This is a genomic window from Photorhabdus thracensis (assembly GCF_001010285.1).
In the GTDB taxonomy this organism is placed as follows: domain Bacteria; phylum Pseudomonadota; class Gammaproteobacteria; order Enterobacterales; family Enterobacteriaceae; genus Photorhabdus; species Photorhabdus temperata.
Genome location: NZ_CP011104.1, coordinates 2,737,429 through 2,763,176, shown reverse-complemented (window position 1 = coordinate 2,763,176; position 25,748 = coordinate 2,737,429). Strand labels below are relative to the sequence as shown.

The 25,748-nt window shown below is 46.8% G+C and carries 22 protein-coding genes and 1 pseudogene; 18 read left to right on the top strand and 5 right to left on the bottom strand.

Annotated features, from left to right (window positions below; genetic code table 11):
* Nucleotides 1-37: 37 nt before the first annotated feature.
* Nucleotides 38-2,473 carry an acyl-CoA dehydrogenase FadE gene (fadE, locus tag VY86_RS11950; RefSeq protein WP_046975096.1) on the bottom strand — a complete coding sequence of 812 codons (2,436 nt, stop codon included), beginning with the start codon at nucleotides 2,471-2,473 and terminating at the stop codon, nucleotides 38-40.
* A 254-nt stretch (nucleotides 2,474-2,727) separates the two neighbouring features.
* Between fadE and lpcA the strand changes: the two genes are divergently transcribed.
* Both lpcA and VY86_RS11940 read left to right on the top strand, forming a co-directional pair.
* Nucleotides 2,728-3,309: a D-sedoheptulose 7-phosphate isomerase gene (gene lpcA / locus VY86_RS11945; protein WP_046975095.1), complete on the top strand. Its 582-nt coding sequence runs from the start codon at nucleotides 2,728-2,730 to the stop codon at nucleotides 3,307-3,309.
* Nucleotides 3,310-3,333: 24 nt separating this feature from the next.
* Nucleotides 3,334-4,101, top strand: coding sequence for a class II glutamine amidotransferase (locus tag VY86_RS11940; RefSeq protein WP_046975094.1), 768 nt, complete (start codon nucleotides 3,334-3,336; stop codon nucleotides 4,099-4,101).
* Here the strand turns inward: VY86_RS11940 and VY86_RS11935 are convergent.
* A complete protein-coding gene (locus tag VY86_RS11935) occupies nucleotides 4,072-4,806 on the bottom strand; it encodes a L,D-transpeptidase family protein (protein ID WP_046975093.1) in 735 nt (244 codons plus the stop codon). The genes VY86_RS11940 and VY86_RS11935 overlap by 30 nt on opposite strands.
* Before the next feature lie 417 nt (nucleotides 4,807-5,223).
* Between VY86_RS11935 and VY86_RS11930 the strand changes: the two genes are divergently transcribed.
* The 8 genes from VY86_RS11930 to nqrM all read left to right on the top strand — a co-directional run bounded on the left by VY86_RS11930 (nucleotide 5,224) and on the right by nqrM (nucleotide 12,413).
* Complete coding sequence (locus VY86_RS11930) at nucleotides 5,224-6,567, top strand: Na(+)-translocating NADH-quinone reductase subunit A (RefSeq protein WP_046975092.1); 1,344 nt, start codon at nucleotides 5,224-5,226, stop codon at nucleotides 6,565-6,567.
* Between the two features lie 3 nt (nucleotides 6,568-6,570).
* Nucleotides 6,571-7,809: an NADH:ubiquinone reductase (Na(+)-transporting) subunit B gene (locus VY86_RS11925; RefSeq protein WP_046975091.1), complete on the top strand. Its 1,239-nt coding sequence runs from the start codon at nucleotides 6,571-6,573 to the stop codon at nucleotides 7,807-7,809.
* Nucleotides 7,802-8,599, top strand: a complete 798-nt coding sequence (locus VY86_RS11920; RefSeq protein ID WP_046975090.1) for a Na(+)-translocating NADH-quinone reductase subunit C — start codon at nucleotides 7,802-7,804, stop codon at nucleotides 8,597-8,599. Before VY86_RS11925 ends, VY86_RS11920 begins: the two co-directional genes overlap by 8 nt.
* Nucleotides 8,592-9,221 carry an NADH:ubiquinone reductase (Na(+)-transporting) subunit D gene (locus tag VY86_RS11915; protein WP_021322988.1) on the top strand — a complete coding sequence of 210 codons (630 nt, stop codon included), beginning with the start codon at nucleotides 8,592-8,594 and terminating at the stop codon, nucleotides 9,219-9,221. The genes VY86_RS11920 and VY86_RS11915 overlap by 8 nt, the downstream gene beginning before the upstream one ends.
* Before the next feature lie 8 nt (nucleotides 9,222-9,229).
* Nucleotides 9,230-9,826: an NADH:ubiquinone reductase (Na(+)-transporting) subunit E gene (gene nqrE, locus VY86_RS11910; RefSeq protein WP_021322987.1), complete on the top strand. Its 597-nt coding sequence runs from the start codon at nucleotides 9,230-9,232 to the stop codon at nucleotides 9,824-9,826.
* Nucleotides 9,827-9,841: 15 nt separating this feature from the next.
* A complete protein-coding gene (nqrF, locus tag VY86_RS11905; protein ID WP_046975089.1) occupies nucleotides 9,842-11,068 on the top strand; it encodes an NADH:ubiquinone reductase (Na(+)-transporting) subunit F in 1,227 nt (408 codons plus the stop codon).
* Nucleotides 11,069-11,177: 109 nt separating this feature from the next.
* Entirely contained in the window at nucleotides 11,178-12,173 is a 996-nt protein-coding gene (locus tag VY86_RS11900; protein WP_267481199.1) for an FAD:protein FMN transferase, read from the top strand.
* A gap of 12 nt (nucleotides 12,174-12,185) precedes the next feature.
* Nucleotides 12,186-12,413 (top strand): (Na+)-NQR maturation NqrM, encoded by a 228-nt coding sequence (gene nqrM, locus VY86_RS11895; protein WP_046975087.1) that lies wholly within the window; start codon nucleotides 12,186-12,188, stop codon nucleotides 12,411-12,413.
* Between the two features lie 278 nt (nucleotides 12,414-12,691).
* Here nqrM and VY86_RS11890 read toward each other — a convergent pair whose 3' ends face one another.
* From VY86_RS11890 to VY86_RS24760, 3 genes are all read right to left on the bottom strand, one after another.
* Entirely contained in the window at nucleotides 12,692-12,892 is a 201-nt protein-coding gene (locus VY86_RS11890; protein ID WP_046975086.1) for a hypothetical protein, read from the bottom strand.
* Nucleotides 12,892-13,677, bottom strand: coding sequence for a class I SAM-dependent methyltransferase (locus VY86_RS11885; RefSeq protein WP_046975085.1), 786 nt, complete (start codon nucleotides 13,675-13,677; stop codon nucleotides 12,892-12,894). Before VY86_RS11885 ends, VY86_RS11890 begins: the two co-directional genes overlap by 1 nt.
* A 467-nt stretch (nucleotides 13,678-14,144) precedes the next feature.
* Nucleotides 14,145-14,414 carry a hypothetical protein gene (locus VY86_RS24760; RefSeq protein WP_162200362.1) on the bottom strand — a complete coding sequence of 90 codons (270 nt, stop codon included), beginning with the start codon at nucleotides 14,412-14,414 and terminating at the stop codon, nucleotides 14,145-14,147.
* A gap of 48 nt (nucleotides 14,415-14,462) precedes the next feature.
* Between VY86_RS24760 and VY86_RS26525 the strand changes: the two are divergent.
* From VY86_RS26525 to VY86_RS11845, 8 genes and pseudogenes are all read left to right on the top strand, one after another.
* Nucleotides 14,463-14,570: pseudogene (locus VY86_RS26525) on the top strand (type VI secretion system contractile sheath small subunit); the annotation flags it as partial.
* Nucleotides 14,571-14,629: 59 nt separating this feature from the next.
* Entirely contained in the window at nucleotides 14,630-16,162 is a 1,533-nt protein-coding gene (tssC, locus tag VY86_RS11875; RefSeq protein WP_046975083.1) for a type VI secretion system contractile sheath large subunit, read from the top strand.
* 44 nt (nucleotides 16,163-16,206) lie between these two features.
* Nucleotides 16,207-17,565 carry a type VI secretion system baseplate subunit TssK gene (tssK, locus tag VY86_RS11870; RefSeq protein WP_046975082.1) on the top strand — a complete coding sequence of 453 codons (1,359 nt, stop codon included), beginning with the start codon at nucleotides 16,207-16,209 and terminating at the stop codon, nucleotides 17,563-17,565.
* A complete protein-coding gene (tssL, locus tag VY86_RS11865; protein ID WP_046975081.1) occupies nucleotides 17,562-18,212 on the top strand; it encodes a type VI secretion system protein TssL, short form in 651 nt (216 codons plus the stop codon). The genes tssK and tssL overlap by 4 nt, the downstream gene beginning before the upstream one ends.
* 10 nt (nucleotides 18,213-18,222) lie before the next feature.
* A complete protein-coding gene (locus VY86_RS11860; protein ID WP_046975080.1) occupies nucleotides 18,223-19,875 on the top strand; it encodes an OmpA family protein in 1,653 nt (550 codons plus the stop codon).
* Complete coding sequence (locus VY86_RS11855) at nucleotides 19,865-22,345, top strand: type VI secretion system Vgr family protein (protein WP_082111224.1); 2,481 nt, start codon at nucleotides 19,865-19,867, stop codon at nucleotides 22,343-22,345. The genes VY86_RS11860 and VY86_RS11855 overlap by 11 nt, the downstream gene beginning before the upstream one ends.
* Nucleotides 22,346-22,365: 20 nt before the next feature.
* Nucleotides 22,366-24,579 carry a hypothetical protein gene (locus VY86_RS11850; protein ID WP_046975079.1) on the top strand — a complete coding sequence of 738 codons (2,214 nt, stop codon included), beginning with the start codon at nucleotides 22,366-22,368 and terminating at the stop codon, nucleotides 24,577-24,579.
* The gene (locus tag VY86_RS11845) at nucleotides 24,580-25,650 is read left to right on the top strand and encodes a formylglycine-generating enzyme family protein (protein ID WP_071881018.1); all 1,071 of its coding nucleotides are present in this window, start codon (nucleotides 24,580-24,582) and stop codon (nucleotides 25,648-25,650) included.
* The last annotated feature ends 98 nt before the right edge of the window (nucleotides 25,651-25,748 follow it).

Here is a 25,748-nt window from a genome sequence, read left to right as displayed (position 1 = left end):
CCCGTGATTAGTTTTTACTCTTTTTCAGCCGTCAGCATCAGGCCGCTTTCGTTTTTAGTTTTTTGTCCTGAACAGGAACAGCCAGCGCTTCCGGTTCAAACTCATCGACATTAATAGAGCGTAAACGGTTTGCTTCGGCACGTTTCAGAATTTCCGCCTCTTCTGGTGTAATCTTATGTTCTGCCAGCGCTCGTTCTGCCAGTTTATCCAGGCCAGTAAAGCCAAGGCGTTTGCCAGCTTCGCGGCTCAGACGGGCATGAATCGGTTCTGCGGCAATAATGTCGTGCAGAGCTTCTTCCAATAATCCATGAGGATTATGTTCGTTTGGTGTCAGATACTGACCACGGCCAATACGATCACGGGTAGCTGAAGGCTGTTGTAAGAGCTGCGCCAGTTTGTGATCTAAATGGTCAGATGGCGCTGAATGCACACGTCCTAATGGGAAGACAATAACGCGCATCAGACCTGCAACCAGACGGTTTGGGAAATTACGCAGTAAGTTGTCTATCGCCTGTTCTGCCTGATACAGGCTATCCTGAACGGCCCAGTGTACTAGCGGTAAATCGTCTTTCTGGCGACCTTCATCTTCATAACGTTTCAAGGTCGCTGAAGCCAGATACGTTTGACTCAAAACATCCCCAAGACGGGCAGAGACACGTTCACGGCGTTTCAGGCTGCCACCTAATACCCCCATTGCCACATCTGATAACAGAGCCAGGTTAGCACTCTGACGGTTTAATTGTTGATAATAACGGCGGGTTGCATCATTAACCGGTGTGCTGCTGGTGCGGCCATTGGTCAGGCCAAGCCAGAAGCTGCGTAACAGGTTACTGGCAACGTGACCGAGGTGGCTAAACAATGCCTTATCAAAATCTTTAATACGGTTATTTTCAACCGCGGCCATTTCATCAAGTACATAAGGATGACAGCGAATAGCCCCCTGACCATAAATAATCATGTTGCGGGTCAGAATATTAGCGCCTTCAACGGTAATGGCGATAGGTGCGCCCTGATAAGCGCGGGCAACGAAGTTGGATGGGCCAAGGCAAATACCTTTACCACCAGCAATATCCATTGCGTCAATAACCGAACGCTGGCCTCTGTGAGTACAATGATATTTCACAATAGCTGATAACACGGAGGGTTTCTCGCCCAGCATGATACCTGTTGTAGCAAGCGTTGAAGCGGCGTCCATCAGATAGGCGTTACCGGCAATGCGTGCCAGTGGCTCTTCAATCCCTTCCATTTTACCAATTGGCATTTTGAACTGACGGCGAATATAAGCGTATGCGCCAATCGCCATGGCAACGCTTTTCAAACCACCGGTTGCGTTTGACGGCAGGGTGATGCCGCGGCCAACAGACAGACACTCAACCAGCATACGCCAGCCTTGTCCGGCCATTTTTGGTCCACCAATGATATAGTCGATTGGTACAAAAATATCTTTACCGCGAGTCGGACCATTCTGGAATGGAATGTTCAGTGGGAAATGGCGATGACCAATTTCGACTCCCGGTACATTTGTTGGGATCAATGCACAGGTAATGCCTAATTCTGTTGTATCACCCAGTAAATGGTCAGGGTCAGAGAGTTTGAAAGCCAGGCCAAGTACGGTGGCGATAGGGGCAAGGGTGATGTAACGCTTGTTCCAGGTTAGACGCATACCCAGAATTTGTTCGCCTTGCCATTCTCCCATACAAACCACGCCTGTATCTGGGATAGCACCGGCATCTGAACCGGCTTCCGGGCTGGTCAGAGCGAAACAAGGGATCTCTTCACCACGGGCCAGTCGGGGTAAATAACGGTTTTTCTGCTCGTCGGTGCCATAATGCTGTAATAATTCACCTGGGCCAAGGGAGTTAGGTACACCTACGGTGATGGCCAGAATGCCGGAAGTACCTGCCAGTTTTTGCAATACCTGAGCTTGCGCATAAGCTGAAAATTCCAGGCCGCCATATTCTTTTTTAATAATCATGGCAAAGAAGCGGTGTTCTTTCAGGTAGTTCCATAATTCAGGTGGTAAATCAGCAAGTTCATGGCTTATCTGGAAATCATTGGTCAGGCGGCAGGCTTCTTCTACCGGTCCATCCAAAAATGCTTGTTCTTCAGCGGTTAACTGAGGCTTTGGATAGTCATGTAATTTTTTCCAATCAGGTTTACCCCGGAACAGATCACCTTCCCACCAGGTAGTACCGGCGTCAAGGGCCTCTTTTTCGGTACGGGACAGGCTCGGCATCACTTTACGAAAGGCTTTCAATGCCGGAGCGGAAAGTAAGGAGTGACGCATTGGCGAAAAATTCAGCGGGAACAGAATGATGGCCATTGGCAGTAAAATCCAGTAGCTCCATGCATCAATAGCACCCATCAGGACGGTATAGACAAGAAGCAGCAGGCTGCTGAGATTGAGATTAACTTTGTGGTAGCAAAGCATCCCAATTAATACTAAGAATAGAACAATACTCAATGTGGTCATAATAAAAGCTCCTGGTTAATCTCAGGGTAAGTCATCAGAGGTCGGACCTGTTGTGATGTTCCTTTCTTTTTAGACCAGTAATCTGTTTTTATCAATATATTTACATCTTAATTACAATACAGCTCACAAACTGATGGAGATCGCGAGCAGATTAATTTTCCGGAAATGTGATGTTATCTTCTTTCGATACCCTTGATCCGGTAAACTGCCCTTTGGAGCAACATTAAAGATTACCTGACTGAAGTGAGGAACCTATGTATCAAGACCTGATCCGTAGTGAATTGAGTGAGGCCGCGGATACGCTGGCAAAGTTTTTAAGTAACGATGCAAATATTGAAGCGATTCAGAAAGCAGCGGTATTACTGGCTGATTCATTTAAAGCGGGTGGCAAGGTACTGTCTTGCGGTAATGGTGGTTCGCATTGTGATGCGATGCATTTCGCGGAGGAATTGACAGGCCGTTATCGCGAAAATCGCCCCGGTTATCCGGCGATTGCAATTTCTGATGTGAGTCATCTTTCCTGCGTCAGTAATGATTTTGGTTATGAATTCGTTTTTTCCCGTTATGTGGAAGCGGTCGGGCAAGCAGGAGATGTTTTGCTGGGTATCTCTACTTCCGGTAATTCCGGCAATATTATTAAGGCCGTTGAAGCTGCCCGCTTGAAAGGTATGAAAGTGATTACGTTGACAGGTAAAGATGGCGGCAAAATGGCAGGAACGGCTGATGTGGAGATTCGTGTCCCACATTTTGGCTATGCAGATCGTATTCAGGAAATTCATATCAAAGTGATTCATATCCTGATTCAACTTATCGAAAAAGAGATGGTTAAAGCTTGATTTTACAGGCTACAGAGGTGGGCAATGTGTGAGTTACTTGGCATGAGTGCAAATGTGCCAACAGATATCTGCTTTAGTTTACGTGGTCTGATTCAGCGTGGCGGTCATACCGGACCCCATAAAGATGGTTGGGGGATCACTTTTTATGAGGGGCGGGGCTGTCGCACATTTAAAGATCATCAACCAGGTTGCCATTCACCTGTTGCCCGTTTTGTACAAGAGTACCCGATTAAATCCAGAGTGGTGATCTCTCATATCCGGCAGGCTAACCGGGGTAATGTTGCGTTGGAAAATACCCACCCTTTTATCCGTGAGATGTGGGGGCGCAATTGGACCTATGCCCATAATGGGCAACTTAGAGGTTATCGGCGGCTTGAAACCGGTCAATATCGTCCCGTCGGGCAAACTGACAGTGAATATGCTTTTTGCTGGATTTTACATCAACTTTCACAAAAATATCCAAGGACTCCCTCTAACTGGCCTGCGGTTTTTCGTTTTATTGCCTCACTGGCGGATGAACTCAGGAAAAAAGGTGTATTCAATATGCTGCTGTCAGATGGGTGTTTTGTGATGGCATATTGTTCAACTCATCTTTATTGGATTACCCGCCGGGCGCCGTTTGGAAAAGCAAAACTTCTGGATCAGGATGTTGAAATTGATTTCCAACAGCACACTAAGCCGGATGATGTCGTTTCTGTCATTGTGACTCAGCCTTTAACCGGCAATGAGTCCTGGAACCGGATCGCGCCGGGTGATTATGCGCTATTTCATCTTGGTGAACGCATATTGTGATTGATTCTGTAAAGATGGCGATTTATAAGGTGTTGCGTTAACCGTATATTGACCATTGATGACGCTAATCGCTGTTGGCCGGTTATTTTTGACAAAATACTCATAGGCCGGTTGTAATTGTAGCCAAAACATATAATGGGAGGATGAGCGGTGGCGTAACATATTCTGCGGTGTCATTCTGAATGGGTAAATGCTGATATCAATTTCATACTGTCCGCGCAATAATGCACTTTCTGTATAATGGTAAATCTCATCCATGTAACCGTTAGTCATCGCGTAACAGCCGACAGATTTACACTCGCCGTGGATCATTAAATGGTTGCCGGAATAGCCTCTGGATTTATCGTATTCATTTGGAAAACCGAGATTAATAGATCGGTAATACCGACTATTTGGATTTAGCTGACTGGTTTTTACACGATAAAAACCTTCTGGGCTTTTCAAATCACCTTCTGTGGTTTTAGGGCTGAGGCCACCAGAGTAATTGCAAATGGGGTAGCTTTTAGTCAGTTGGTAGTTTCCATGATTATTTTTAGTGTAAAGCTCCAGTATCCTCTCCTCTTTGAATATTTGGATAAAGATGGGATAGCCGGGTGACGTGGGGGAGCTTTTCTTAAGTTGAACTAAAGTATCCTGAGCATAGACAGGTAGGGATGAACTAAAAGACAACAACGTTATTGCAGCAAAAGCAGCAGTTTTTTTCATGTGACTACCGTATAGAGATGTCGTGGGCTAACCTGGAATTTAGCTTAAGATTGCCATGAGTGATCGACTTTGTGAATAAAAAATAATAACGATGGTTTTATCCTGCAAAGTGATTATGAGATCAAAAAATAATCAGTTGTCGGGAAAGGTGATACAATAGTTCGTTTTTTGCGATCTGTTAATGGTTCAGGGCCAAAATTATTCCTGTTTGCTTGAACTAAATCACTTGATTAGTCAGACAGTCGAAGAAGGGAGATGTTAAAATTGCCGCCCTGAGATTAAGAGAAAATCGTAACAATTATCGGAGAATTATAACCTGGGTACGATTCGTGACTTAAGGGTTTTTTTATAGAGTGGCTATGTTACCACCAGGTAATTTGTAGCATATGATTTAATTGATAAACTTGTGCAAATCTTATGATTAAAATTAAAAAAGGACTCGACCTCCCGATTGCAGGAGCGCCTGCTCAAGTGATAGAAGACGGTCCGACGATTCGCCATGTAGCACTGCTGGGTGATGAGTATGTTGGAATGCGTCCTTCTATGTTGGTTAAGGAAGGTGAGCATGTTAAGAAAGGCCAGATTCTTTTTGAAGATAAAAAGAATCCAGGGGTGGTTTTCACCAGTCCGGCCTGTGGGCAGGTAGTTGCGATCAATCGTGGTGAGCGACGTGTTTTTCAGTCAATTGTGATTGAGATAACTGGAGACGAGCAGGTTGATTTTGACCGTTATGATCGTTGCCAACTTGCTCAGTTATCCCGGGAACAAGCAGAAAAGAATCTGATTGATTCCGGATTATGGACTGCACTGCGTACCCGCCCTTACAGTCAAAGCCCTGCTCCCGGTTCCTCGCCGAAAGCAATTTTTGTAACAGCAATGGATACCCAGCCCCTGGCTGCAAATCCACAGGTGGTTATTGCTACCGAGGAAGAGGCTTTTGTTGATGGCCTGAATGTGCTGACCAGATTAACCGAAGGTAAAGTTCATGTTTGCCACGGCGCAGGAAGCTTGCCGAATGCCGGTAATAATGCACAAATCACTTATAATCAGTTCTCTGGTCCACACCCTGCGGGACTTGCTGGAACTCACATCCACTTTATTGAACCCGTCAGCGCGACTAAAACGGTATGGCACCTGGGATATCAGGATGTGATTGCTATCGGTAAGTTATTCACTACCGGCACACTTTATACTGACCGTGTTATTGCACTGGCAGGACCACAAGTTGAGAAGCCGCGTCTTATGCGTACCTGTCTGGGTGCAGACCTGCTTGAGTTGACTCAGGATCAATTGAAAGCGGGCGAAAACCGTATTATTTCAGGTTCTGTATTGTGTGGTACGCAGTCAGATGATGCTCATCACTATCTCGGCCGCTTCCACACCTTAGTTTCTGTTTTGCGTGAAGGCCGCGAAAAAGAGCTGTTTGGTTGGATCATGCCGGGTGCCGATAAGTTTTCTGTTACCCGTACCACTATTGGTCATTTCCTGAAAAATAAGCGTTTTGCTTTTTCAACCACAATGAATGGCGGTGAGCGCTCTATGGTGCCAATCGGTAACTACGAGCGTGTTATGCCTTTGGATATTATGGCAACGCATTTGCTGCGGGATCTGCTTGCAGGTGATACCGATAGTGCTCAGGCACTGGGTTGTCTGGAGTTGGATGAGGAGGACCTGGCACTTTGTACCTATGTCTGTCCCGGCAAATATGAATATGGTCCGGTACTGCGTGAAGTGCTGACTAAGATTGAGCAGGAAGGATGATCCATGGGCCTGAAAAACTTTTTTGAAAAAATTGAGCACTACTTTGAGCCTGGGGGAAAATTAGAAAAGTATTACCCGCTGTATGAAGCGATAACGACGGTTTTCTATACACCAGGTACAGTGACTTCTGGCCGTGCCCATGTCCGTGACGCTATCGATCTAAAACGTATGATGATCACGGTATGGTTGGCGGTATTCCCGGCAATGTTCTGGGGAATGTATAACGTTGGTCAACAGGCGATCCCTGCACTGCATCATTTATACAGTGGCGCAGAACTGCAACAGCTGCTGGCATCTGACTGGCACTATCGTGTTGCTCAGTTCTTTGGCGCATCACTGACACCGGATACGGGTTGGGGCAGTAAAATGTTGCTTGGTGCAACTTACTTCTTGCCTGTTTACGCCGTTGTATTCGCTGTTGGCGGCTTCTGGGAAGTGCTGTTTGCCGTTATCCGTAAACATGAAATTAACGAGGGATTCTTCGTTACCTCTATTCTGTTTGCGTTGATTGTTCCGCCAACGATTCCCCTGTGGCAGGCAGCGCTGGGTATTACGTTCGGTGTTGTGATTGCGAAAGAGGTCTTCGGCGGTACCGGTCGTAATTTTCTGAACCCGGCACTGGCTGGCCGTGCATTTCTGTTCTTTGCTTATCCTGCACAGATTTCAGGTGACTTGGTATGGACTGCGGCTGATGGTTTCTCTGGTGCGACTCCGTTGTCTCAGTGGGCTGCCGGGGGTAGTCAGGGATTAGTCAATACAGTCACCGGTCAGCCTGTTACCTGGATGGATGCTTTTATTGGCAATATTCCGGGTTCTATTGGTGAAGTTTCTACCCTGATGATTTTCATCGGTGGGGCAATCATTCTGTTTACCCGCATTGCTTCATGGCGCATTGTCGCTGGTGTCATGTTGGGTATGGTGGCAACTTCCTACTTGTTTAATGCTATCGGTTCAGACACTAACCCGCTGTTTGCTATGCCGTGGCACTGGCACATGGTTCTGGGTGGTTTCGCTTTTGGTATGATTTTTATGGCGACAGATCCGGTATCCGCCTCATTTACCGATAAAGGTAAATGGTGGTACGGCATTCTGATTGGTGTGATGTGTGTTCTGATCAGGGTTGTTAACCCGGCATACCCGGAGGGTATGATGCTGGCAATTCTGTTCGCCAACCTGTTTGCGCCATTGTTTGATTATCTGGTAGTACAGGCCAATATTAAGCGGAGAAAAGCCCGTGGCTAATGATAAACCAAAAAATAATGACAGCATCGGCAGAACGTTTATCGTTGTTTTTGTGCTATGTCTCGTTTGTTCAATTGTTGTAGCAGGCTCTGCGGTAGGGCTGAAATCTCAGCAACAGGAACAAAAACTGCTGGATAAACAGCGTAACATTCTCGATGTCGCCGGGTTATTAACCTCTCAAATGAGTGTTGATGAACTTAAAGAAACGTTCGAAAGCCGTATTAAAACTGAATTACTGAATCTGGATACGGCAACGCTTGAAAAGAGTCATAGCAAGTTTAACCTGAATGATGCGTTGCGCAGTGATGATACCAGTATCGCATTACCTCCTGAGAAGGATCTGGCGAAAATCCGCCGTCGCGCCAAGATGGCGGAGATCTATCTGGTGAAGGATGAACAGGGTAAAACCAGTGAAATCGTTCTGCCTATTTATGGTTCTGGTCTGTGGTCTGTTATGTATGCCTTTATCTCTGTTGATGTGGATGGCAAAACTGCCCGCGGTATTACCTATTATTCACACGGAGAAACCCCAGGGCTGGGTGGTGAGGTCGATAATCCACAATGGCGTAAAAAGTGGGTAGGTAAAAAACTGTATAACGATGAAGGCCATCCGGCGATCAAAATTGTCCGTGGCGGTGCTGCTGCCGATAATCCTTATGGTGTTGATGGCCTGTCTGGTGCGACTCTGACCTCTGCTGGCGTGCAGAATATGTTTGATTTCTGGTTAGGTGATAACGGTTTTGGTCCGTTCCTGAAAAAAGTACGCGAAGGAGCGTTGAAAGATGGCTGATAGTAAAGAAATAAAACGCGTCCTTCTTGGACCACTATTGGATAATAACCCGATTGCATTGCAGGTTCTGGGGATCTGTTCCGCGCTGGCTGTAACAACCAAACTGGAAACTGCGTTGGTGATGACAATCGCTGTGACGTTGGTTACCGCATTTTCCAGCTTTTTTATCTCATTGATCCGTCATTACATCCCCGGCAGTGTACGAATCATTGTACAGATGGCGATTATTGCATCACTGGTTATCGTAGTAGATCAGATTTTGCAGGCATATGCTTATGAAATTTCCAAGCAATTGTCTGTATTTGTTGGTCTTATCATTACTAACTGTATCGTGATGGGGCGTGCAGAAGCTTATGCTATGAAGTCTCCACCTATTGAGAGCTTTATGGATGGTATCGGTAATGGCCTGGGGTATGGCGTTATTCTGGTACTGGTTGGTTTTCTGCGTGAGTTGTTTGGCTCCGGCAAATTGTTCGGTATTACCGTGATGGAATCCGTACAGAATGGTGGCTGGTATCAGCCTAATGGCTTGTTCCTGTTAGCACCCAGCGCGTTTTTCATTATTGGTATGCTGATTTGGGGTCTGAGGACTTTGAAACCGGCGCAGGCTGAGAAGGAGTAACTGACAACATGGAACATTTTATAAGCCTGTTTGTCCGTGCCGTCTTTATTGAGAATATGGCATTGGCTTTCTTCCTCGGTATGTGCACTTTTTTGGCTGTATCGAAAAATGTCACGACAGCATTTGGTTTAGGTATTGCAGTAACGGTGGTTCTTGGGATCTCTGTTCCTGCTAATAACCTCGTTTATAACTTTGTCTTGCGTGACGGTGCATTGGTTGAAGGGGTTGATCTCAGCTTCCTGAACTTTATTACTTTTATCGGCGTGATTGCTGCATTAGTGCAGATTCTTGAAATGATCCTCGATCGTTATTTCCCTTCACTCTATAACGCGCTCGGCATCTTTTTGCCACTGATTACCGTTAACTGTGCGATTTTTGGTGGTGTTTCTTTCATGGCGCAGCGTGACTATAACTTTTCTGAATCCATCGTATATGGCTTTGGCTCAGGTATAGGCTGGATGTTGGCAATTGTTTTGCTGGCTTCTATCCGTGAAAAAATGAAATATGCTGATGTTCCGGCAGGTCTGAAAGGATTGGGGATCACCTTTGTCACCACGGGTTTGATGGCATTGGGTTTTATGTCCTTCTCTGGTGTGCAGTTATAAAGGCGAGAAGCGTTCATGGATATAATAATTTTAGGCGTAGTGATGTTTACCCTGATTGTGTTGGTACTAACGGCCCTGATTTTGTTCGCAAAATCAAAGTTAGTTAACACCGGGAATATTAAAGTTGAAGTTAACGGTGATCCGGAAAAGAGCTTTACCGCTCCTGCCGGTGATAAATTGCTGAATATGTTATCAAGCCAGGGCATTTTTGTATCTTCTGCCTGTGGTGGTGGTGGCTCTTGTGGTCAGTGTCGTGTAAAGATTAAAGATGGTGGTGGCGATATTCTGCCAACAGAGCTTTCCCACATTAGTAAGCGTGAAGCGAAAGAGGGTTGCCGTCTGGCTTGTCAGGTTAATGTAAAACAGGACCTGAAAATCAAATTACCGGAAGAGATATTCGGTGTTAAGAAATGGGAATGTGAAGTTATCTCCAACGACAACAAGGCCACTTTCATCAAAGAGCTGAAACTGAAGATCCCTGATGGGGAAGTCGTGCCTTTCCGTGCCGGTGGCTATATTCAGATTGAGGCTCAACCACATACTGCTCGTTACTCAGATTATGACGTGCCGGAAGAGTACCGCGAAGACTGGGATAAATTTAACTTGTTCCGTTTTGTCTCTGAAGTGAAAGAGCCGACAGTTCGTGCTTACTCAATGGCAAACTACCCGGAAGAACATGGCATTATCATGCTTAACGTTCGTATTGCGACACCGCCGCCAAGGGATTCAGAAGCGCCTCCGGGAATTATGTCTTCTTATATCTGGTCACTGAAATCCGGTGATAAAGTGACTATTTCTGGTCCATTCGGTGAGTTTTTTGCAAAAGATACTGATGCGGAAATGATTTTCATCGGTGGTGGTGCGGGTATGGCGCCAATGCGTTCTCATATTTTTGATCAGCTTAAACGATTGAATTCCAAACGTAAGATCAGCTTTTGGTATGGTGCCCGTTCTAAACGTGAAATGTTCTATACTGAAGATTTCGACCAACTGGCGGCTGAAAATGAAAACTTTACCTGGAACGTGGCTTTATCTGATGCATTGCCTGAAGACAACTGGGATGGTTACACCGGTTTTATCCACAATGTTTTGTTTGAAAACTATTTGAAGGACCATCCGGCTCCTGAAGATTGCGAATTCTACATGTGTGGACCTCCGGTAATGAATGCCGCAGTGATCAAGATGTTAAAAGATCTTGGTGTTGAGGATGAAAACATCATGTTGGATGATTTCGGTGGCTGATAGGCCATAAACAGTTTGATTTAATACTGGCGCCCACAATTTGTGGGCGCTGGTGGTTCAGAAAGGGTAATGAATTGTGCGTAAAAAGATAAGTAGCTGGATAGCGTTAATGTTTGCAGTGCTGCTGTTGGCTGCATGTGATGGTCAGGAGCAGCAAAATATTCATGGGCAAACGATGGGGACTTATTACTCCATTAAATTTGTCACTGGCTCGTCGGCCCCCTCGCCAGAAATTTTGCAAAAAGAGATTGATCGTTTGCTGGAAGAGGTTAACGACCAGATGTCAACTTATCGTTCTGATTCTGAATTGAGTCGTTTTAATCAAAGTCGTGAAATTAATAAGCCATTCCCTGTATCACCGGCGACAGCAAAAGTAGTCAAAGAAGCGATCCGTATTAATAGATTAACGGATGGCGCATTGGATGTAACGGTGGGGCCGTTGGTTAATTTATGGGGTTTTGGCCCTGAAGGTCGAGTGACAAAAGCGCCTTCTGAAAGTGAACTGGAAAAACGTCGTGAATGGACGGGGATTGAGAAACTGGCGGTGGAAGGCAATAATCTGATTAAAACAGTGCCGGAGCTGTATGTCGATTTGTCATCTATCGCTAAAGGTTATGGTGTAGATGTTGTTGCTGAATATCTGGAATCGCAGAATATCAACGATTATATGGTTGATATTGGGGGTGAAGTTCGTACATCAGGCCATAATGGTAAAGATTTGCCGTGGCGGATTGCGATTGAAAAGCCTTCTGATACCGGAATGGAACAAAGTGCTCAGGAAGTGATAACGCCTGGAAATATGTCAATTGCCACTTCTGGCGATTACCGTAACTATTTTGAACAAGATGGTGTGCGCTATTCACACACGATTGATCCAAAAACAGGTGATCCTATTTCGCACAATCTGGTCTCTATTACTGTAGTTGCGCCGGTTTGCATGAGCGCTGATGGGCTTTCTACCGGGTTGAATGTGTTAGGGCCGGAAAAAGGATTGAAAGTTGCAGAAAGCTTGAATATCCCGGTGTTTATGATTGTAAAAACAAAAAATGGCTTTGAAGAGCGTTATAGTAAAGCTTTTGAGCCATACTTACAGAAAAATCAATGAGAGGGGAAGGGAATGCTGGAAATATTTATTGCAACCTTCATCTTTTTCCTGCTGGCTTTTGCGGGAATGTCATTGGGTTATATGATTAAACGTAAAAGCATACAAGGGAGCTGTGGTGGTTTAAGCAGCATTGGGGTAGAGAAAGTGTGTGATTGCCCAGAACCTTGTGATGCCCGTAAGAGACGTATGGCTCGTGATGCTGCGCGGCAGGTTCAGTTAGAGAAGCATCGGATTATTTGAGTTTAACAAAGCGGCGGAATTCTCCTTCCCAAATGCTAATTGAGAGCAAAGCGAACTTTTAGTATTTGGGGGAAGATGGATATATGAAGAAATTGGTTGAAATTATCTTCTGGTTTTCTTGGTGTTTTTTCTATTATTTTTTCCTAATTCTGTAGTGACCCTTATTTAAAGCAAAAAAGTGTGACTTTGTGATACAATCAATATGTGAGATAAAGTTACACATTGATTGGAGGTTATTATGGCAATAACACGTTTACGTCAACAGGGCGGGGCAGTGGTTACGGCACAAGCTGAACCTGATTATCATATTTAGCAATTCTCCAATAGATTAACTTCTCTATAATACTGACAGGCGTTTCATTCAGTGCTGTCGGCATAAAATCAGCCACAAATGGCAGATAAACGTCTTGCAAGAGTGCCAATATTCCCTGGATATCTTCCTCAGTTGGTATAGAGAATCTGATCACTATTTCTGACATTATTCGTTTCCAGAATTAATCTGCTTAACAACCATAAACAGTTGGCTTTCATATAAAATTGCCAATTTCCCCTCAAATTGATATTTATCCACCAGCATTTTTAATCTTTCGATAAATAACTCACCGTGGACAGCTAAAGCACGTTGCACTTGAGTCGATGAACGACTCATCCCGATAAATGCTTCGCCGGGAATAGGCATACTCCAGCGGGTATTGAGTGTAATATGGAGGGCATTTTCATGCAGGAATGCAGTATTCAATTCCTGCGCATAATCAAAATCCCGATAGTGACGGCTATAGTTAGGGCTTAATTCTTCTAGCAGATTTTCATACTCATTCAGAAATTCACTATGCCGGTAATCTCGGTTATTTTGCAGGATCGCTATGATGCCATTATCTGCCAGACTGTTTCTGACCAGATTTAATACCGTCTCCCGATCCATCCATTGAAAAGATTGTGCTGCCATGATTAGGCCAAGATTACCCACATTGGCGAGATGCTGTTCAGCACTGCCATGTAACCAACTGACCCACGGCAGTTTCTGTTTACCGATGTCGATCATATTCTGCGAAATATCAATGGCCGTGTAGTGGTGTTGCTGACCAAGCAGATTTGCCAGCCCTTCGAGAGCAATGCCGGTTCCAGCACCAATATCGACAACAGACAGCGCTCTATCTTTAGGCAGCCAGTGGCAAATTTCATGGAAAAGTGCCTGCGGGTAATGAGGACGGTAGCGATCATAATCTTTAGCTAAACCGTCAAATTTTTCTTTATGCTGTGTCATATTATCCTCTGCTCCTTCTCTATTGCCCGTAAAATATTTTCAATAATATCCACGGCAGAAACATCTAAAAAACTCTCTAATAAGTATTTAGGTTTTAAACTCATTATTATCACAGATAAGCGATAAAATAATTATCATGCTTGGTCATATATTATGAAGATTATAATTTTTCCTGACAGAATCTATTCTCATTCTCACATATTGATTGATAATCATTCTCTTTTTTACCGATGTTTTAACGTGGCTTTTTATTATTTACCTGATTGAAAAATAATATAAATAATAAAAGTACGGCAGTGTAATATATAGCTGAGTTACTCTATCTATTATAGAGTAATAGATGATCAGCTATCATTTAATGAAAATAAATACAACTTCTTTATGAGGATGGGTGCCAATCTGTTTAGGTTTTGTTGATATATTGTTTTTTTCTTGCGCCATTTTGTGGGTTTTATATCTGACAAGCCTTAAACAAAAAGTACTTTTTTTAAAAAAATGTCTTGATTTTTTAAAAGAGAGTTTAGAAAATCGCCATTGGTTAGGAAATGGCCTGCTTGGTAAATGATGTTATTTATTGTGGTGGGTATTGTCGGTGTTCTCTTATTTTCTACTTGGTTAATTGCCTGTCCTGAAATACCTGAATCCGGTTTTGCATTCCTGAAATTTATTATGGCATGACTCATGCTATTGAGTTCTTTTTCATTGTTGAGGCGTCGCTTGTGATACAGAGTTTCCAAAACGCGATCCACAAATCGTGTGTGAATATTAAATTGGATTTGCGTACTAATACGCTGGCCGGAAACGGCAGCGAAGAAAATATCGTATTCACCTTTCAGAGAATAAACGATTTCGAGCCTGAGCAAGTGGCCCGCCAAATTCCTCAACTGCGGGCTGAACGGGTTTTTGGCATTGGAAAAGGCATGATCTGATTTAAGTTAAGTAAGGAAATGTAATGACTGTACAAGAGCAAACGGCTTCTGCGGTGGCAACCACCATTTACGCCGAAGGCCGTGTCTATCAATCGTTGTTTGAGAAAATCCATTTACAGCCGATCGAACGATTGGGTGATATCGACCGCTTTCAGAATAACGATGTGCTGGCTGAGGTGACGGAGGATGAACGGGTGACTGCGGCGGTCAGCGTTTTTCTCAATCTGTTGAAAGTTTCAGCACGTAAAATTAAGCGATTGGACAAGGCTTTGTTGGATCATTATATCGGTGAACTGGATAACCAAATTGGCCGCCAGTTGGATGTGGTCATACATCATCCAGCGTTCCAGAGAATCGAATCCGCCTGGCGAGGCTTGAAATTTTTGGTTGATCGGACTGATGTTCGTCAGAACGTTAAAATTGATGTGCTGGATGTGACCAAGGATGATCTGCGGCGGGATTTTGATGATGCGCCGGAAATTATCCAGAGTGGTTTCTATTGCCACACTTACATTCAGGAATTCGACATGCCGGGCGGCGAACCTATCGGATCGGTGATTGCCAATTATGAGTTTGACGCCAGTCCACAGGATATTGTCCTCTTGCGCAATATCGCTAAAGTATCAGCCGCGGCGCATATGCCTTTCATTGCTGCTGCGGGTCCGGCCTTTTTTGGCAAAAAAAATATGGATGAAGTGGTCGCGATTAAAAACATCGGTGACTATTTTGACCGCGCCGAATACATCAAGTGGCAAGCATTCCGCGACAGCGACGATGCCCGTTATATCGGCCTGACTTTGCCGCGTGTTCTGGGGCGTCTGCCATACGACCCAGATACTGTGCCGATGCGGACGTTTAACTATACCGAACAGGTAAAAGGGCCGAATCACGATAAATATTTGTGGACCAGCGCGGTTTTTGCTTTTGCGGCTAACATGGTCAAAAGCTTTGTGAAAAATGGCTGGTGTGTGCAGATCCGTGGGCCTCTGGCAGGTGGCGCTGTTACCGATTTACCGATCCATCTCTACGATCTGGGGACCCGCCATCAGGCTAAAATCCCATCAGAAGTGATGATCTTGGAAACCCGTGAGATTGAATTTGCCAATTTGGGTTTTATTCCACTTTCTTACTATAAAAACCGGGATTACGCCTGCTTCTTTTCGGCCAATTCCACACAGAAACCCGCGTTGTACGATACTAGCCAAGCGACGGCTAACAGCCGTATCAATGCGCGTCTACCGTATATTTTCCTATTGTCACGTATTGCCCATTATCTGAAGTTGATCCAGCGGGAGAATATCGGCACCACTAAGGATCGGCGTCTGCTCGAAATTGAACTGAATAATTGGATCGATACGTTAGTGACGGAGATGACTGATCCTGCCGACGATTTGCAGGCGTCTCATCCGTTGCGCGAAGCGCGCGTCATTGTTGAGGATATTGACGATAATCCGGGGTTATTCCGGGTCACATTGTATGCCGTACCGCACTTCCAGGTAGAAGGGCTCAATGTCAATTTGTCTTTGGTTTCTCAGATGCCGAAAGCGAAAGAGTAACCGTTCACCCGTTCACCCGTTCACCCGTTCACCAGGAGATTATGATGAGAATTTTACGTCCTCTTTGGATTGAGGATACCTTTTTGTCGCCGCAACAATTTCAGCAACAGGTACGCTGGGAGGTGTTGACTAACAATTGTGTTGCTCGTTTGGGGGTGATCCACCCTTGGGGGATAGATAACATTCAGTTTGATCAGGATGCACTGCGCTTAGGTCGCCTGAAAGTTCAACATCTCCGAGTCCGTTTACAGGATGGCACACTGATTGATACCGATCACGCGGATAATTTGCCTGCGGCTTGTGATTTGCAGCAAATCATTCCCGATGAGTTGAGTACCGTCGAGGTATTACTCGCGTTACCCCTGGAGCACGCCAATGGGGGAAACTGTCGTCAGAGCAGTGAGGCGATGGTACCGAGCCAGACACCGCTACGTTATCAGCAGGAATGGGTTGAGGTGCAGGACCGGTACGGCAGTACGTGTGAGTCCATTGCGGTTGAGCGCCATGCACTGTCCTTGCGCTTTGCCCATGACGAAAATGAGGCTTACCAAACGTGTCCTCTGGCCCGTCTGGTGCGTGATGAGAAAGCGGGTTGGAAACTCGATAACCGCTTTATTCCTCCGCTGATTTCTTTCGCTGCTCATCCGCCACTACTGGAACAGCTCGATCTGCTGCTCATGCAGCTACGTACTAAACGCAGTCGTCTGATGGGGATGCGCCGCGAGAGTAATGAACGAATGGCGGATTTTGCTGTTGCTGATGTGTCATTGTTCTGGTTGCTCAATGCGCTCAACAGCTATGAGCCGGTGTTGAATGGGTTTAATGCTGCTCCTGCACTGCACCCGGAAATCATCTACCGTGAACTGGTCAAGTTGGCCGGCGCGTTGCTCACGTTCTCTCTGGATCATGATCTTGATGTCATCCCGCATTATAAACACGATCAATTAAGTGATGTTCTCCCGCCGTTGATGCGGCTTATCAGCACCTTACTGGAAGCCAGCCTGCCATCCAGGGTGGTGGCTATTGAACTGGAAGTGGTGCGCGAAAATCAGTGGAAAGCCTCACTTCACGATAGACGTCTACGAGAAGAAGCCGATTTCTATCTCTCTGTACGATCGTCAATGCCGGCGCACTTACTGCAAACCCAGTTTCCACAATTGTGCAAAGTGGGTGCCCCTGATGATATTAACCGGCTGATTAATCAGGCATTGAGGGGGATCCCTTTACATCCGCTTAGTCATGTGCCGGCGGCGATCCCACTGCGGCTGGAAAACCAATATTTTGCTTTCGATCTGAATAACCCGTTGGCTAAAGCCATGCTGGAAGCGGGTAGCTGTGCTTTCTATGTACCCGGCACATTATCGGGTATTCAGTTAGAACTGTTTGCGGTACTGCGCTCATGAATAAAGTGATCTCAATTGATGATTTGATGCTTGACATTGAAGTCTGGGTGATTGCGCTGAAAAACGGTGATGAATCGACACACGGTGAGGCGTTATATCAAAAAGGGATTGAATTGATAGAGACCGCCCGGCAGCGATTAAATGAAGGGGATGTGAGTGAAGACAACATCAATCAGATGATGTACGCCTTGTGTGCGTTGCTGGATGAAACCGTATTGAGACGTCCGGTTCAGGATAACGGTTATGAAATCTGGTTGAAAACACCGTTGCAGGCGCAGTTTTTTAATACCCATTATGCAGGGGAGTGGTTGTTTGAACGTATACGCCATGTGTTGAATCAACCGCAACCCTCTCAGTTGGTGCTGGCCTGTTTCCAACGCATATTGGCGCTCGGATTTCAAGGGGAAGACCTTGCGCATATTGCCCAGGAACGCCAGTCATTATTGGATGAATTGACTCAGCGTGCTGGCGTTATGGTGGTGCAACCCCATCAGGCAATCCGGGTAAATGGGCGTCGCCATCAAGGCCGGTGCTGGCGTTCATGTTCCCCGTGGTTTTGGGGCGGCCTGTCTGTCGTCGTCGTGGCGTTGATGTGGTTGGGTCTGCATCTCTATCTTCAGCAATGTCTGTCTGTTGGGCAAGGCTAAGGAGAGAACGTTGAGTTGCGTATTCAAACGAGCACTGTGGCTTTTGGCTTGCGTTCTGGCGGCGATGCTATGCCGGTTTTTCTTCCCGTTAGGGAGCATGTCTGTTGCACTGGGGTTGGGGGTGATCCTCATCGTCGCGATGATTGCATGGTGGCAAGCAGGACGTGCTATGCGTGAGGTGCCCGGCCAGGAAAGTCTCCGTCGTTTGTTGGCAGAACTGCCACCTGCCGTCTGGCATCAGCCGGTGATACTGACTTGTGGGGAAAATGTGGCAACTCTGTTTGCCGGGGAATTGGTTCGCATCACCCCACAAGGCTGTTTTATCTGTGCATCCCGGCGAAATGAGATAGCCACATTAGCAGAGGCCATCATTGCCGTCAGACCGGACTGGGGCGCTCAAATCAGCGTGTTACTGACACTCTTTCCTGAGCAGCAACGCGATCAGCCGGTGATGGTGGCACAAATTCGGGAGTTTCGCTATCAGGTTGCCAGGGTGGCTCAATTGACCGCATGTCGTACACCGATGCTGATTGCCGGCTATCTTGATGGCGATATCAGCCCGTGGTTCGAATTGCAGGCAGAGAGTCCGATGATGACGGTATGGAGTCAGGAACACTCTGCTGTTGGCATGAATATTTGGTTGACCGAAGGAGAGAGGCCACAACGTACGGCGCGTTTGCAACAGGTGATTGCGGTGGCGGCATGGCAGCGTTGGATGGCGGAAAACGTCCTGAGTGAGTGCCAATCGCAGGAGTCTGTCAGCCAGACCTGCTATCCCATTGCCATGGCGTTGATGTTTTTGCCACAAACTCCGCTGGCAAACAACCTGTGGACTCAATGGCTGATTTCCCGCACCACCTTACCCAGCATCAGTCACAGCCTATCGGGGACGGTGATCGCACCGCCATTTCCTGATGCCATGCTGCGCTTGTTGCCTCGTCATAACGGCGATACACCACGACGGCGTGCGGGGGTTTGGGCTATCGGCTTGCTGACCGGGTTTACTTGCCTGTCCTTAACGGCCAGCGCCTGGAATAACCAGCGTCTGTTGCGTCATATACGCAGTGATTTACAACACTATCACGCCATCGGCATGACAGATCATCGTACCCAGGCACAGGCTTACCATCAGCTCAGGCTTGATGCCGCATTGCTGGAAAAATACCAGCGTGATGGTGTGCCGGTGCGTTTGGGATTAGGGCTTTATTTAGGCGATCGCCTCTATATGCCTCTGATGAAGGCGATCAACCAGGCGGTATTGCTAGCGCCACCACCTGCTTTGCCGAAGAACGATAAGGCGCAGACGTTAACGCTTAACAGTTTATCACTGTTTGATCCTGGGCAGTCACGCCTTAAAGCGGGGTCTGTCAAAGCCTTGGTGAATGCGTTGAGTGATATCAACGCTAAACCCGGTTGGATGATAGTGATAACAGGCTATACCGATTCCACGGGTGATACTGCAAAAAACCAGGCGCTGTCACTAGCGCGGGCAGAAGCGGTACGCGACTGGATATTACAAGCTAGCGATAGGTCACCTGCTTGTTTCACCGTACGAGGTGAGGGAGCCGCACAGCCGATCGCCACCAATTCAACGATTGCGGGGCGAGCGGCCAACCGCAGAGTTGAAATCAGCCTGATTCCGGGGAAAGCGAATGATGAATAAACAATTACGGCAAACGGGCAAACTGTGGCTGCAAGGCCACTCCCGTTACCAGCTTGAGGTTCGGCGTTGTGACGCGGTGCTGGATGTTTTCAGCTTCACTGGGGAAGAACACTTATGCGCGCCGTATCGCTACACCATTGATTTCACCAGTACCACACGGGATATCGACCCGGTGGTGATGTTGAAGCAATCCGCGACATTTACCTTGCAGGCGCCGGATAATCCCGGTCAGGTGCGCAAGGTACACGGGGTGATTACCCGTTTTAACCGGATCTCCACTTCGCGGGATGAAACGCACTATCAGGTGTGTCTGGAGCCGTATCTGGCGCTGCTGCGTCATACCCGCCGTTGTGCGATTTACCAGAACCAGTCGGTCCCGGACATTGTGGAAAAGATCTTGCGTGAACGACACGCTTTCCGGGGGCAGGATTTTCTGTTCACACTGGCTCAGGATTACCCAAAGCGGGAACTGGTCGTGCAGTGGCAAGAGAGTGATCTGGATTTTGTGCATCGTATCTTGGCGGAGGTGGGGATCTGGTACCGCTTCGATGTGGACAGCCGTCTGGGTATTACCGTGGTCCGGTTTGGTGATAATCAGCGCAATTATCAGTACGACGTGCTGTTGCCGTTGCATAACCCGGCAGGGATGAATCACAACGCGAATGACTCGGTGTGGGGCTTGCATGTTGAACATCAGGTGGTCACGCAGGGAGTGAAAGTGCGTGACTACAACTACCGGGAAGTGGGGAGTGACCTGCAATTTCAGGTCACACGGGAACGGGATACGACGACGGAAGGCGAGGTTTATCGCTATGGTGACCACTTTCTGACTCAGGGTGAAAAGATCCGGCCACAGGTGGAAACGGCGGCATTTTATGCCCGACTGCATCATGAGCGCGATTTGTGCCGTCAGCACATCATTTGTGGCAAAAGCTCGTCGCCGCTCTTAGCGCCGGGCCAGGTACTGGAAGTGACAGGAGAAAGCCCGACGGTGTTGAAGAAAGGGCTATTGATCGTGTCAACCCAAAGCAGCGCGCGGCGGGACAGCAACTACCTGGTCAGTTTCAGTGGTATTCCCTACAGCGAAATGATGAGCTACCGGCCAGCCCTGATAGCCCGGCCCGTCATTGCGGGAACCGTGCCGGCGCGGGTGACCAGTGACTGGCCGAACGACACCTACGGTCATATCGATAAGATGGGGCGTTACCGCATCAAATTTGATTTTGATTTGGATGAATGGCCGCTGGGAGGAGAAAGCCTGTGGGTACGGTTAGCCCGCCCGTATGCGGGCAGCGCCTACGGTTTCCACTGGCCTTTGGTTCAGGGGACGGAGGTGGCGGTGGCGTTTGAACAGGGCAACCCGGACCGGCCCTATATCGCCCATGCGTTGCATGACTCGCGGCATGAAGATCATGTGACCCGCTACAACTACAAACGCAATGTGCTGCGTACACCGGCTAACAACAAACTGCGCATGGACGATGAGCGCGGCAAAGAACACATCAAACTGAGTACCGAGTACGGGGGTAAAAGCCAGCTTAATCTGGGTCATCTGGTGGATAGGCAGAGACCGCATCCGAATAAACGCGGTGAAGGTTTTGAGCTGCGAACCGACGACTGGGGAACTATTCGTGCCGGGAAAGGGTTATTTATCAGTGCGGATGAGCAGACCAAAGCTTCAGGACAGCAACTGGAGATGTCGGCAGTGATCGAACAGTTAGAAACCGCATTGTCTATCGCTAAATCATTATCGCAGGCGGCAGAGATCGGCCAGGGTAAACCGGGAGATTCTGCGGGACAGGCTGCACTTAACCAGACGCTGGCAGGGTTGAAAAAGCCGGGAATACTGATGCATGCGCCACAAGGAATAGGGATTATCAGCCCTAAGACGGTCAGGGTGGCATCGGGTCACAGCAGTGTCGGAGTGATCGCGGGAAAAAATGCGGATATCAGTGCATTAAAAGACATTACGGCTGTTGGCGGTGAGTCGGTGAATCTGTTTGCGCAAAAGTCCGGCATGAAATTATTTGCCCATCAGGGAAAACTGGAGATACAGGCGCAGGACGATGGGTTATCCACACTGGCGAAAAAGGATGTTGATATTACCAGTGTGGAGGGAAAAGTCACGGTTAGCGCCAGTCAGGAAATCTTGCTGACCAGTGGCGGGGGTTATATTCGGATTAAAGACGGCAATATCGAATTGGGTTGTCCCGGCAACATACTGCTGAAAACGTCCAACGTACAAGTGATGGGAGCCACGAATTTTAATGCGCCGCCGCCGGCTTTATCACCGGGTTTTAGTGGGTTTTTCACTTTGAAGGATCAAGATAGCGGGCAAATTCTACCTCATAAGCGTTATCGCATTACCACTTCCGATGGACAGGTATTTGAAGGGAGGAGTGATGAAAACGGTAAAACTGTTGAGATCCATACGGTGATGCCGGACAAGCTGAATATCGAACATTTTTAAGTTTCTGAGAGGAAAATCTTATGGCCGTATCTACCGGGAAAACTGCTGTAAAGCCACAAAACACCGATGTGCACGTAAAGGCAGAGCCTGCACTTTATTTTCACCCTGACAGTGAAACGCTGATTTTTGTGGATAAGGAAGATATCCATGCTTTGGAGGCAGAGTATAACTTTCTCAGTCACTGCGTGGAACAGCGCATTGAGGCTGAATTGAAGTTGGATACGCTGACTGAACAGTGTACCAGACAAACAATGGTGCCTGCTTATGGGTATGAAGCGCAGCTTAAAGCGGCGTATGACGAACTCAATGGTGCTTGTGATCGACTGCATAATCAATTGAAGACATTAAGTCCACTGGAGAACTTGCCTAAAACCACGTTACTGGATGAAAACGCCAAAAAAAGCGCGATTGGTATCACTGAACTGATCGCGATGGATAAGGGGTATCAGGGCTACAAGTACACCTATGTCCGGTCAGACAAAATCAAAAGCCACTGGCGGCGCTATAAGCTGAATGATCAGGATAAGAAAAGCGGCGGTAAAAGCTTTTTACGGGAAGTGCCGTATACAGATAAAGAGGGCAACAGCCGTACCCGAATGGAGATAGATGGGAAGAAACTGGAGTCGCAAATTAAAAAACTCAAACCTTCATTAACCGTGATAGATAAAAAGCTGATTAATGATCACAGTGGTGTCTGGGGGCAATGGGCGCAGGACCTGAATGACAGCCTGAAAATGTCGCCATATGAGGGGGAGCACATTTCGTTCAGTTCGGAATCACAACTCATGCGCTGGTCTTACGGCGCCGGGGTTAAAGCCTCACTGAATCCGTTGGAAATCACAAAAAATGGCATAAAGGGGCTGTTGGAGGGTTCAGGAAAAGCCAATTTTTATGCCAATTTTGCTCTGGCGGAATCTCGCACCAGAGCAACGCTCTATCTACCGGACAGAACAGGGGTGAAGCTGTGTTATCCGCGCAAGGATGGCAGCGAGGGCGTGTTAGGAATGTGGCGGTTTGACCTGACGTTGACACTATCGGGCAGTGTGGGAGCCAGTTTGGGGATTGAGGTGGGAGTGAACCTGAAAGGGGATGTGGCGAAAGGGGTGCCGGTACAAATGGCGCTGGATGGCAATGGTGTACCGGGTCGTCGCAAGGTGGATGTCTCCAAGCTGTTGGAGGGATCGAATAGCGGAGGGGAGCTGAGTATGTTTGTCGGGGCAGAGTACGGTGCCAATGTCAGTGGTGGCCTGGTGTGGAAAAACCCGGAAAAGAATCCAATGGAATTTCGGCCGCTGGCGAAAGTGAGTGTTGGTGTTACAGGACAGGTTGGTGAAGGTTTCAGTGGCATTGTGTCGTTTAGTTATCGGAATGGCCGTATTCGTGTCGTTGCCAAAGGTGGTCTGTGTTGGGGTGTTGGCGCTAAAGGAGCGGTCGGTTTTGATATTGATGGCGAGGCGATATGGGAAGAGTTTATGCCGTGCCTGGCCTATATGTTGCGCAATATGGATTATGTGAAGATGTTGGAGCTGATGGCTGAGGAGCATTATTACGCGTTTTGTATGATGCCGTTATTGAAGCTGGGAGAAACCGTAATAGCTGAGAGTATTAATGGCTTAACCTCTGATTTGAAACGATCTTGGAATGATAAAGAAAAACGGGTGGCGTTAATGGAGAAGATTAATGACAGTCAGGGAGATGTGCTGAAATATGCGCCACCAGAAACTCGAGGGGCAATGATTGCTGCGCTAATTGAAACTAATTTCTGGGATGAAGTAGCGAGTCCAGCCAGTAACCGTGAATTAAAGGGTGAATTCATGACGGTATTCAGTGCCCGTAAACGGGCAATATTGGCGGTATTAAAATGGGTGCAGTCAAAACGCGACTACGAAAATGTCATGCAGAATTTGCATAAAGTACCGGGTGAAGGAGGGAAAGATCCCGATGTAGCAATAAATGACTGGAAGGCGGGAGAGGCGAAAGTGGTTGCCTTTTTGGGCCGAGGTGAAGCTCCACGAGTCTATGGGAGTAGTGATAAGTTTGTTCCCTTTGCTGCCAAAGTTATTATTGAACCTAGCCATTATGCAAAAAATTTAAAAGATATTTATGACTGGCTGCCTGCTAGTGCGGAAGCGGCGAAAAACTTAAATGAACCGCTGAAACCGGTAAACACAGAGTTGTTTAAAAGTATTACACAGGTGGTTATTGAGCAGCACGGTTATGTGAGGAATATTTAAATGATGAAAAGCATACTCTGTTATCCCTTAGTAGTTGGCTTGGTATTACTAACACTGGCGGGTTGTAAAGATACAAATAAAGTTCAGGCAGAACAACAGTCTTTGGTAAAAGAAGTACTGGCGGAAATGGTGCCAGTGGAAGGTGGCAGTTTTATGATGGGGGATTTTGGTCGCCGGGTAGCAGAACATTTGCCCTATAGCTTGGATATGGATAATAAGCCGGAACATAAGGTAACGCTGGATAGTTTTAAAATCGCAAAATATAAGGTGACTTGGGGGCAGTTTAACCGTTATCGGGCGATTCTAGGATTACCGAAAACGGCATCCTATAATGACTTGAAATCTTCAGATCCTGACTACGAATATCTCAACCGAAGTACTGGAGATAATTATCCTGCTTCGGTGTATTGGCAGGAGGCCAAGGATTATTGCCAATGGTTGGGAAAAATGAGTGGTAAGAAAGTGGATTTACCAACAGAAGCGCAATGGGAGTATGCAGCCCGTAGCCGCGGACAGTTGTTTATCTTTGCCAGTAATAATAACGAGTATGGTTATAAAGAGAATTTTGCTTCTAGAATTAGTCCGGTTGGTTCTTATCCACCTAATCCCTTGGGATTGTACGACATGATGGGTAATGGTACCGATTGGGTTAATGATTGGTATTCAGCTGATTATTACCAACATTCTCCAGAGCATAATCCGCAAGGCCCTGAACATGGAAATAAAAAGGTGATGCGGGGAATGAGTGGGGGGGATGGAGTATTCAGTACCACTATTACACGGGATAAGGATTGGTTTGAAAATGGAAAACTTGTTCCACTGGGCTACGGTTTTCGTTGTGTAGTTAACTACTCTGAAACCAAGAATCCAACTTTAGATTTAAAAGACTCACATGACGGAGAAAAGCCGACAGTGAACCCGCTTAATAGAGGGTGTCGCAAAAGGGTTGAGGTCACTTTTTCAAGCATCAAGTTAAATTCAATCACTGACTTTGGGCAGCCTGTTATTTGTATGGATAACAGGCTAAAAATAATCCCTAATATCAGAGCCACCGCTCTTGATAAGTTATAGGCCATTGCATGCAGGGAAAACTCCAGCTTTACCGCTGACAATCGGGAGTGTTAGAAATTCTGTGTCATTCCAGTAATATATCTCAAAAAGGAATGATA